The organism is Aquaticitalea lipolytica, assembly GCF_014641635.1.
Classification (GTDB): domain Bacteria; phylum Bacteroidota; class Bacteroidia; order Flavobacteriales; family Flavobacteriaceae; genus Aquaticitalea; species Aquaticitalea lipolytica.
In genome coordinates this window covers 24733-34713 of sequence record NZ_BMIC01000010.1, presented here as the reverse complement: position 1 = coordinate 34713, position 9981 = coordinate 24733, and the positions used below count along the sequence as shown (strand labels likewise).

Annotated in this window: 6 protein-coding genes and 2 tRNA genes; 4 read left to right on the top strand and 4 right to left on the bottom strand. The window is 30.5% G+C overall.

The features are described 5' to 3' along the window. Positions 1-153: 153 nt before the first annotated feature. The 3 genes from IEW41_RS13895 to mutS form a co-directional block, all read right to left on the bottom strand. A tRNA-Leu gene (locus tag IEW41_RS13895) sits at positions 154-237 on the bottom strand. Between the two features lie 28 nt (positions 238-265). Next, positions 266-337: transfer RNA gene (locus IEW41_RS13890), tRNA-Gly, on the bottom strand. Positions 338-437: 100 nt separating this feature from the next. Further along, positions 438-3050, bottom strand: a complete 2613-nt coding sequence (gene mutS, locus IEW41_RS13885; protein ID WP_188606986.1) for a DNA mismatch repair protein MutS — start codon at positions 3048-3050, stop codon at positions 438-440. Positions 3051-3286: 236 nt separating this feature from the next. On the opposite strand from mutS, the gene IEW41_RS13880 reads away from it, so the two are divergent. Both IEW41_RS13880 and IEW41_RS13875 read left to right on the top strand, forming a co-directional pair. Continuing rightward, positions 3287-3820 (top strand): RNA methyltransferase, encoded by a 534-nt coding sequence (locus IEW41_RS13880; protein WP_188606985.1) that lies wholly within the window; start codon positions 3287-3289, stop codon positions 3818-3820. A 179-nt stretch (positions 3821-3999) separates the two neighbouring features. Continuing rightward, positions 4000-4980: a tetratricopeptide repeat protein gene (locus IEW41_RS13875; RefSeq protein ID WP_188606984.1), complete on the top strand. Its 981-nt coding sequence runs from the start codon at positions 4000-4002 to the stop codon at positions 4978-4980. A 246-nt stretch (positions 4981-5226) separates the two neighbouring features. On the opposite strand, the gene folK is transcribed toward IEW41_RS13875, so the two are convergent. After that, positions 5227-6354, bottom strand: a complete 1128-nt coding sequence (folK, locus tag IEW41_RS13870; protein WP_188606983.1) for a 2-amino-4-hydroxy-6-hydroxymethyldihydropteridine diphosphokinase — start codon at positions 6352-6354, stop codon at positions 5227-5229. A gap of 69 nt (positions 6355-6423) precedes the next feature. Here folK and IEW41_RS13865 point away from each other — a divergent pair, with 69 nt between their 5' ends. Together IEW41_RS13865 and IEW41_RS13860 are read left to right on the top strand one after the other, a co-directional pair. After that, on the top strand, positions 6424-7128 hold the full coding sequence (locus tag IEW41_RS13865) for a queuosine precursor transporter (protein ID WP_188606982.1): 705 nt from the start codon (positions 6424-6426) through the stop codon (positions 7126-7128). 93 nt (positions 7129-7221) lie between these two features. Further along, positions 7222-9894 carry an AsmA-like C-terminal region-containing protein gene (locus IEW41_RS13860; protein ID WP_188606981.1) on the top strand — a complete coding sequence of 891 codons (2673 nt, stop codon included), beginning with the start codon at positions 7222-7224 and terminating at the stop codon, positions 9892-9894. Positions 9895-9981 lie beyond the last annotated feature (87 nt).

Sequence of the window (9981 nt, the reverse complement as noted above, 5' to 3'; positions counted from 1 at the left end):
GTTCAATCTTTCCTGAAAAGTTTCAATTTGAAAATCATGAGGTTCGAACCGAAGATATCAATCCGATACTTCTTAAGATTGCTAGTGTTAATAAAGGATTGAAGAGAAATAAAAAAAGGGACAAATCAAAAAAAGATGATTTGTCCCAGTTAGTACTCAAGGCGGGACTTGAACCCGCACGTCCTAATGGACACAGGATTTTAAGTCCGGCGTGTCTACCAATTCCACCACTTGAGCATCTTGGTATATTGTTATCAGTGTATAGAGCGAAAGACGGGATTTGAACCCGCGACCCTCACCTTGGCAAGGTGATGCTCTACCCCTGAGCTACTTTCGCGTTATAGCAATTTGTAATGAACGTTTGTTGTAATTGCGAGGGCAAATTTAATACATTTCTTAGAAAACCAAAGCCTTTTTTAGAAAAAAACTTATTTTTTTTAAGCACGCTTCTTTTTCAGCAACATACGCTTAATTTCATTCAGTTTCATTAAGGCCTCAACTGGTGTTAATGTATCGATATCTATGTTTACAATTTCTTCCTTAATCTGCTCTAAAAGAGGATCATCTAAATTAAAAAAGCTCAATTGCATCTCATTATCTAGCGATTTTACCTTATCAGTAAGTTCTTCACTAGAATGAGATTTTTCTAATTGTTTTAATATTTTTTCAGCACGATGGATGACTTGCTGTGGCATTCCAGCCATTTTAGCAACATGAATTCCGAAACTATGCTCGCTTCCGCCTTCAACCAGTTTACGTAAAAAAAGCACATTGTCTTTTAATTCTTTTACAGAAACATTGAAGTTTTTAATACGTGAAAATGTTTCAGTCATTTCATTTAACTCATGATAATGGGTTGCAAATAAAGTTTTTGCTTTACTTGGATGCTCATGTAAATACTCACTAATAGCCCAAGCAATAGAGATTCCATCATAAGTACTTGTACCACGACCTATTTCATCTAACAATACCAAACTACGCTCTGAAATATTATTTAAAATAGAAGCCGTTTCATTCATCTCAACCATAAACGTAGATTCTCCCATTGAGATATTATCACTTGCACCTACTCTAGTAAAAATCTTATCTGTTAATCCAACCTTTGCTGCTTCAGCAGGCACAAAACTTCCCATTTGAGCCAGCAACACAATCAATGCTGTTTGACGTAAAATAGCCGATTTACCAGACATATTTGGTCCAGTAATCATGATTATTTGTTGCTTGTCTCTATCTAAATACACATCGTTAGCAATGTAAGGTTCGCCATGTGGTAACTGCTTTTCAATTACTGGATGCCTACCTTTTTTTATATCTAAAGCAAAGGTTTCGTTTATTTCTGGTCGTGTATAATTGTTTTCGCTTGCTAATTGTGCAAAACCACTTAAGCAATCTAATTGGGCAATCAATGCTGAATTTTTCTGAACAGGTTTTATAAACTGACTTATCCAACTTACCAACTCGGCAAATAATTGCTGCTCTATAGCTAAAATACGTTCTTCGGCACCTAATATTTTAGTTTCGTATTCTTTTAATTCTTCAGTAATATAACGCTCGGCATTCACTAAAGTTTGTTTACGAATCCATTCAGCTGGAACTTTATCTTTATGAGAATGACGTACCTCAATATAATACCCAAACACATTGTTAGATGCTATTTTAAGTGATGTAATTCCTGTACGCTCACTTTCGCGCTGCAACATATTATCTAGATAATCTTTTCCAGAAGTCGATAATGCTCGAAGCTCTTTTAGTTCTTCAGAAAAATCGGAAGAAATTGTATTTCCTTTTAAAATATTTACTGGAGCCTCTTCATTTAATGTCGCTTTAATACGCTGACGCAAGTCTTCACATAACTCTAAAGATTCGCCTATTTGCTGTAATGCTTTATTATTGGTTTGTTGTGTTAATGCTTTTATTGGCACAATGGTTTCTAATGCATTTTTTAATTGCACCACTTCTCTCGGACTAATTTTTACGGTTGCAACTTTTGAAATTAACCGTTCAATATCACCAATTTGCTTGATGTGATTCTGAATTTTCTTCAAAACGATAGCGTCATCCATAAAATACTGAACCACTTCGTGACGCTTGTTTATTTTTTCCGCATCAATAAGAGGCAATGCCAACCATCGTTTAAGTAAACGTCCTCCCATTGGAGAAATGGTTTTATCAATAACATCAATTAAGGTTACAGCATTCTGGTTGTATGATTGGTAAAGTTCAAGGTTTTTTATTGTGAATCTATCCATCCAAACGTGATCGTTTTTAGTGATACGCTGAATTGCAGTAATATGTTTTAATTTATGATGCTGTGTTTCGCTTAAGTAATGTAAAGCTGCTCCTGAAGCTACAATGCCTTCATATAAATCATCAATTCCGAAGCCTTTTAACGATTTTGTATTAAAATGTTTCAGCAATGTTTCATTAGCATAATCATCTTGAAACACCCAATCCTCCATATAAAATGTATGAAAATCGTTTCCGAAGGTGTTATTAAACTCTAAACGTTTTGGTTTAGAAATTAAAACCTCACTTGGTCTGAAATTTTGAAGTAATTTATCTACATACTCTGCATTGCCTTGTGAGATTAAAAACTCGCCTGTTGACACATCTAAAAAAGAAACACCAATTAGGTTTTTACCAAAACATACAGCTGCTAAAAAATTGTTAGTTTTAGAATGTAAAATATCATCGTTTAACGCTACTCCAGGAGTTACAAGCTCAGTAACACCACGTTTTACAATCGTTTTGGTTTGTTTTGGGTCTTCCAATTGGTCGCAAATAGCAACACGACAACCAGCTTTAACTAGCTTTGGCAGATACGTATTTAATGAATGATGTGGAAAACCAGCCAGTTCGGTTTCGGTTTCACTACCAGCACCACGTTTTGTTAAAATAATATCTAAAATTTTAGAAGCTTTAACAGCATCTTCACCAAAGGTTTCATAAAAATCTCCAACTCTAAATAACAATAAAGCATCAGGATACTTTGCTTTAATAGCATTGTATTGTTTCATTAGTGGAGTTTCCTTTTTTACTTTTTTAGCCAATGGTTTTGTATATTTTAAATAGTATTTTTGCTACATCTATTGATTCTCGATACATTTTGAATGATATTCAAAATACTCGAATTGACATTTTTTATTATTTCATGTCTGTTTGAGTGATTTGCTTTTGCAAATTATATCGAAAACAAGTGAAATTAAGATTGCTAAAGTACTTATAATTTGATGTTTTTTAAAACAACAAACACATAAGTTATCTACAATTACTAATAGATTTTAACATGCGAAAACTAAAAAATAGCGAATTAGATAGGTTGAGTGTTGATGAGTTTAAAAACACTAAAAAAACACCATTAATTATTGTTTTAGATAATATACGAAGCCTTAACAATATAGGCTCTGTGTTTAGAACGAGTGATGCTTTTTTGGTTGAAAAAATTTATCTGTGTGGTATCACTGCAACGCCTCCTCATAAAGATATTCATAAAACTGCTTTAGGAAGTACAGATACTGTGGCTTGGGAATATGTTGAAAACACAATAGATTTAATTGAACAACTAAAATCTGATAATGTTATTGTGGCTTCTATTGAGCAAGCCGAAAATGCAACCATGCTTAACGACTTTAAACCAGAAGCCAATAAAACTTATGCTTTAGTTTTTGGTAATGAAGTAAAAGGTGTTGCTCAAAACGTTGTTAGTGCTAGTGATATTATTTTAGAAATCCCACAGTTTGGCACCAAGCATTCGCTTAATATATCTGTGAGTTGTGGTGTTGTAGTTTGGGATGTGTTTGCGAAGATGAAAGAAAATTAATTTGAACTTATCCCTAAATACACTACATTTAGTATTATATATACATATTAACCAATACTTTACGGTGTCTGTTAAAAAAGTCTTTTATGAAAAATCTTATATCGATATGCAACAATAAATATCTTAATTATGCTTGTATAATTCTCTTATTCTCATCAATAATGATAATTGTATATTCATTGAATACAAAGAATTTTAGTGAGTTTACTAGAGTTAGCACAACGTTAATTCTTTTACAATTGTTTAGCTTTTTTACTGGAAGCTTTCTTGGGTTTCTTTTTGGTTTTCCGGCCCATGATAATGTCCAATTCCAAAACAAATATCAAAGAAATTCATCATTGAAAGAAATAACAAGTTGGTTAACTAAAATAATTGTTGGTGTTACGTTAATTGAATTAAAGGACATTTTTGTTTTCTTAAAATCCTTCGTAACAAATTTATCCCTTTATCTATCAAATAATCTTTCACAAGTATTTATAATTTGTTGCTTGATAGGTATTTTTTTTATTCTGGGTTTCATTGTATTTTATATTTTATCTGTCACAACGATTTTTGAAGAATTAGTGAAGAACGACAAAAATATTGACTCTATTTTAAGTGACGATATAATGAATCCTAATCCATTAAATATTAACAATGTGCTGAGTTCTGATTTTTCAAAAATTAATAAAGAAGATAAAGAGGAGATTCTAAAATTTGTTTCAAAAAATGGTGTTGAAACTTTAGAGCCTTTATTAACGAAAAGATTGGGGAAATTTCTCTTCGCTATGGAAGAATATGATTCTTCAGCTAAAGCTTATGAAACAGTATATTTGAAAAATAAAGATGATAAATATAGTTTATTAAATGCTTGTTTCATAAGAAGTAAATATTTAAAGGATTTCGATAACTCAAATAAAATGTTAAAAGAATTTATTTCTAAAGAGCAAAAATTTGCACCTGCATATTATAATCTTGCATGTAATTATAATAGAGAATTCCTCGAATTTGAAGAAACTCCTGAAAATGAATACATTACAAAGCTTAAAGATAAAGCAGTTGAGAATTTGACTAAAGCTTTTGAAATAGATAAAGGATTGTACAGCGAAGCACTTAAAGATTCAGCTCTCAAAGGTTTAGAAATTAAAAAAATATTTGAAGAATCAAAAAAACAGGAATGATTTTTGTTTAGTTATTTTTGTTACATTAAAAAAAAGGATAAAAAAGTTTCCTATACCAAATTAAGAAAAATTTATGTTGCATATGTAAACAAATTTTATACTTTTACATCACTTATTTATATAAACTAATAAATATAAACTATGAAAATTCAAGATTTAACAACTATTTAATTAGTTGATTTATAATAAAACTCCTGTTTTTTTTTAAAACACTATAACTATAGTCATAATTGTCTATATTAAGGATTAATTTGATATCTCCCTCAATACCCATAAATAATCGGCTCTGTTTTCAACAAAATCTCTATCAGAAATATCAATAATTTTTACGTTAAGTTCTGTTTGGTTTTTTAAAAACTCTAAATATCCAGAGTTAATTTTTTCGAGATAATCGTTATCTATATTTTGCTCGTAATCTCTACCACGTTTTTTAATGTTTTCTTGTAGTCGCTCTGTATTTTGGTACAAATACACATATAACTCTGGTTTTGCAATGTCTTTATACATTAAATAAAACAGCTTTCTGTAGAGTTTAAACTCATCTTCTGGCAACGTAATTTTTGAGAAAATCAACGATTTATAAATATCATAATCGCTCACCATAAAATCTTTAAACAAATCTAGCTGCGATAAATCGTCACTAATTTGCTGGTAACGATCGGCAAGAAAAGACATTTCTAAAGTAAAGGCATAGCGTTGTGGCTCTTCGTAAAACTTTGGCAAAAAAGGGTTGTCGGCAAAACGTTCTAGAATAAGTTTCGCATTAAAATCGTGTGCAATTTTATTAGCCAAACTCGTTTTTCCTGCTCCTATATTTCCTTCAATAGCGATGTAATTATAATTAGAAAAATGAAACTGCTTGGTTGGATTTTTAAGCCAAATATGAAATGGCTCAACTTGGCTATCATCATTGCAATTTTCTAATAATTCGGCAATACTTACATTTAGTTTTGGGTGAATGTGTTTTGGAGCAATATCATACAATGGCTGCAATACAAACTTGCGTTCTTGCATTTTAGGATGTGGCACTTTTAGTGATTTAGAATTGATAATTTCATCATCAAAAAACAACACATCTAAATCTATAATTCTAGATTGATACCCTTTTGTATTCTCTCTAGTTCTACCAAGAATAGTCTCAATAGTTAGCAACTCATCAATTAATTGCTCTGAAGAAAAATTGGTTTCTATAAAAATGCAAGTGTTTAAAAAATCGTCACCTTCAAAACCTAAAGCAGGTGTGTTATACACTTTTGAAATGATATTAACTTTGCCAATTCTGGCAAAAATTAAATCGACAGCATCTTGCAGATGTTTTAATCTGTCGCCTTTATTACTACCAAGTGATATGTAAACTTTATGAGGTTGGTCCATAATTAATGCCAAAATAAAGAAAACAAAATCACTTTATCTTATATTTACAGTAAGTATTTATTCACAATTATGACATTAAAAGACAAACTTGCTGCACAAAAAATTTACTTGCTATTGGCTGCTTTGTTTATCACCTCTTTAGTAGTATCTAATCTTATTTTTCAGAAATTTTTTTATTGGTATCCTTTAGACGTTGAAATATTTGGCGCAAAGCTTTTTGAGATTTCTGTAGGTATTTTGCCTTATCCAATAACGTTTTTAATTACAGACCTTATAAGTGAAATTTATGGCAAAAAAAGAGCCAACCAAGTTGTTGTAACTGGAATTTTTGCGTCTTTGTTTTCGTTAGGCATTATATTACTATCTAATTATGCTCCTGCAACATCTTGGTCTCCAGTTGGTGACTCAATGTTTTCGACAGTATTTGGCAATACTGCGATTGCAGTTTTTGCGAGTATGTTAGCCTATTTATTTGCTCAATTTGTGGACATACAGATTTATCACTTTTGGAAACGATTAACAAAAGGAAAACACCTATGGTTGCGTAATAATTTCTCAACATTCACATCGCAATTTGTTGATACACTAACCATTTTATTGCTTTTATGCAGTTTTAATATCATTGCTTGGGATAGGTTTTACGGACTTCTTGTTGCTGGATTTCTTTTTAAAGTGTTAATCGCAATAATAGATACTCCATTTTTATATCTAGGCGTATATTTATTTAGAAAGCGATTTAATCTTAAAGTAAATGAAGAAATTGAACTTATTTAAAACTGCTAAAGTTTTATTAAACTTTAACGTTTCATCAACTATTACTGTCAACTTTGCGTATATATAGTACTTAACTAAAATTTTACCATCTGTATGAATACTACAAAAAAACGAAAATTCACTCTAAAGAAATTTTTAAAAATCACAGGTATTTCTTTACTAATAATTGTTTTATTATTAATAGCAGTCCCATTTGTGTTTCAATCGCAAATTAAAGGCATGGTAAAAACATTTATCAACGAAAATTTAAATGCTAAAGTAGAGTTTAGCGATGTGAGTTTAAGTTTGCTTAAGAGCTTTCCGCAAGCATATGTAGAAGTAAGCGACTTGGTTATTACTAATTACGAACCTTTTAAAGATGAGACATTAGCAACTGCTAAGAGTTTATCATTTTCAATGTCTGTAAAAGAATTATTTAAAAGTGCTGACGAAGGCGCTATAGTAGTGAATACTATTACTTTAAATGAAGCTTTATTAACTCTAAAAACCAATTCTGTTGGTATAGTTAATTACGATATTGTTAAAGAACGACCAAATGCTAGTGAATCATCAAGTTTTGCGTTTGATATTGACCAATACAGCATTAATAAAAGTGCCTTAACTTATATTGATGAAGAATCTAAAATGATTGTTCACATTTCTGAATTAAACCATACAGGAACAGCAAAAATAACAAGCGACATATCTGAACTAGATACTAAAAGTGAAGCTAATGTGAGTTTTACAATGGATAGCACTAAATATTTAAACAACAATCATGTGACTTTAGATGCTTTGATTGATATGGATTTAGACAACAGCAAATACACATTTAAAGATAATAAAGCACTTATAAATCAATTACCAATAGAGTTTAAAGGCTATGTTCAGCTTTTAGAAAATGGTCAGGATATCGATATTAGTTTTGAGAATCCAGGCTCTTCTTTTAAAGATTTTCTAGCTGTAATTCCTGAAGCATATTCAAAAAATATTGAAAATGTTAATACAACTGGCGATTTTAAAGTTAGCGGAATTATAAAAGGTTTGTATTCTGATGAAACTATACCAACTTTAGATATCAGCATAAAATCGGACAATGCATCTTTTAAATATCCTGACTTACCAAAACGTGTTGAAAACATAATTATTGACACAGAAATTAAAAACGAAACAGGGAAAGTTGAAGATACTTACGTTGCCATAAACACTTTAAATTTTAAAATAGATAATGACGTTTTTAAATCGTCGGCAACATTAAAAAACATTACAGGCAATATGCTAGTAAATGCTGATATAGATGGCGTTTTAAACTTAGCAAATATCACCAAAGCTTATCCTGTAGAATTAAAAAATCAACTAAGCGGAATTTTAAAAGCAAAAATAAATACTGCTTTTGATATGAAAGCTATTGAGACAAATGCTTTTGAGCGCATTAAAAGTTCAGGTTCAATGAATGTTACCGATTTTATCTTTTCATCGGAAGATATTATCAATCCAATACATATTTCTAAAGCAGATATGACGTTTAATCCTGCAACTGTATCTTTAAATACATTTAGTGCAAAAACTGGAAAAAGTGACTTAAATGCTAATGGAACTATTCAAAATTTGCTAGGCTTTTTATTAAGCGATCAAACACTTAAAGGTAATTTTAATGTTAATTCTAACACGTTCGCTTTAAGTGATTTTATGGTTCCGAAAGATAAAACTGCTGCTGAAAATAAAACTACAAGTAGTTCAGAATCTTTAAAAATTCCTGCTTTTTTAGATTGTACAATTAATGCTAATGTTGGTACTGTTTTATATGATAATTTAGATTTAAAAGATGTAAAAGGAACACTTATTATAAAAGACCAACAAGCAACTTTAAAAGACTTAACTTCAAAATTATTTGAAGGAGCTTTAGCTGTTTCTGGTAATGTAACCACAAAAACAGATACGCCATCTTTTAATTTAAGCTTATCGGCAGATAGTTTTGATATTGCTAAATCGTTTAACGGATTAGATATGTTTCAAAGCATAGCTCCAATTGCAAAAGCACTTCAAGGAAAATTAAACACAAAAATAAATTTGTCTGGAGTTTTAGATAAAGAATTTTCCCCTGTTTTAAACACCATCTCTGGTAACGCTTTTGCTGAATTGCTTACCACTAAAATTGAACCAAAAGAAGGTGAAGTGCTAAATAAATTACAAGGCGCTTTAAATTTTGTTGAATTTAACAAACTAGACCTAAAAGATTTAAAAGCACATTTAGAATTTAATAACGGAAAAGTTACAGTTAAGCCTTTTAATTTAGCTTATAAGGATATTGGCATTACAGTTTCTGGTTCGCATAGTTTTGATAAATCTTTAACCTATGATGCAGTATTTAATGTACCTGCAAAGTATTTAGGCAGTGAGGTAAATAGACTTATCGGAAAAATTAATGATAATGAGGTTAATAAAATTACAATTCCTGTAACAGCTAATATTTCTGGTTCTTATACTAGTCCAAAAGTGTCAACAGATTTAACAAGTGGAGTTACTAATTTAACGAAACAGCTTATTGAAATTGAAAAGCAAAAACTTATTGGGCAAGGAAAAGATAAAATTAAAGATTTACTAAGTGGACTTACTGGAGGTAATAATACAAATACTTCTGGCGGAACAACGTCAACAGATACCACAAAAGTGAAAAACGACTCAATTAAAACAACTCCTGGAAAAGACAAAGTAAAAGAAGGTGTAAAAAATGTACTAGGAGGAATTTTAAGTGGAAAGAAAAAGAAAAAAGATAGTGTAAACTAGCAATTGTTATTTAACAAACACTGTTTCAAAATAATAAAATCATTCAAGATAGCCGCTTTTTGGTCTTTTTGAATGATTTTTTGTAAA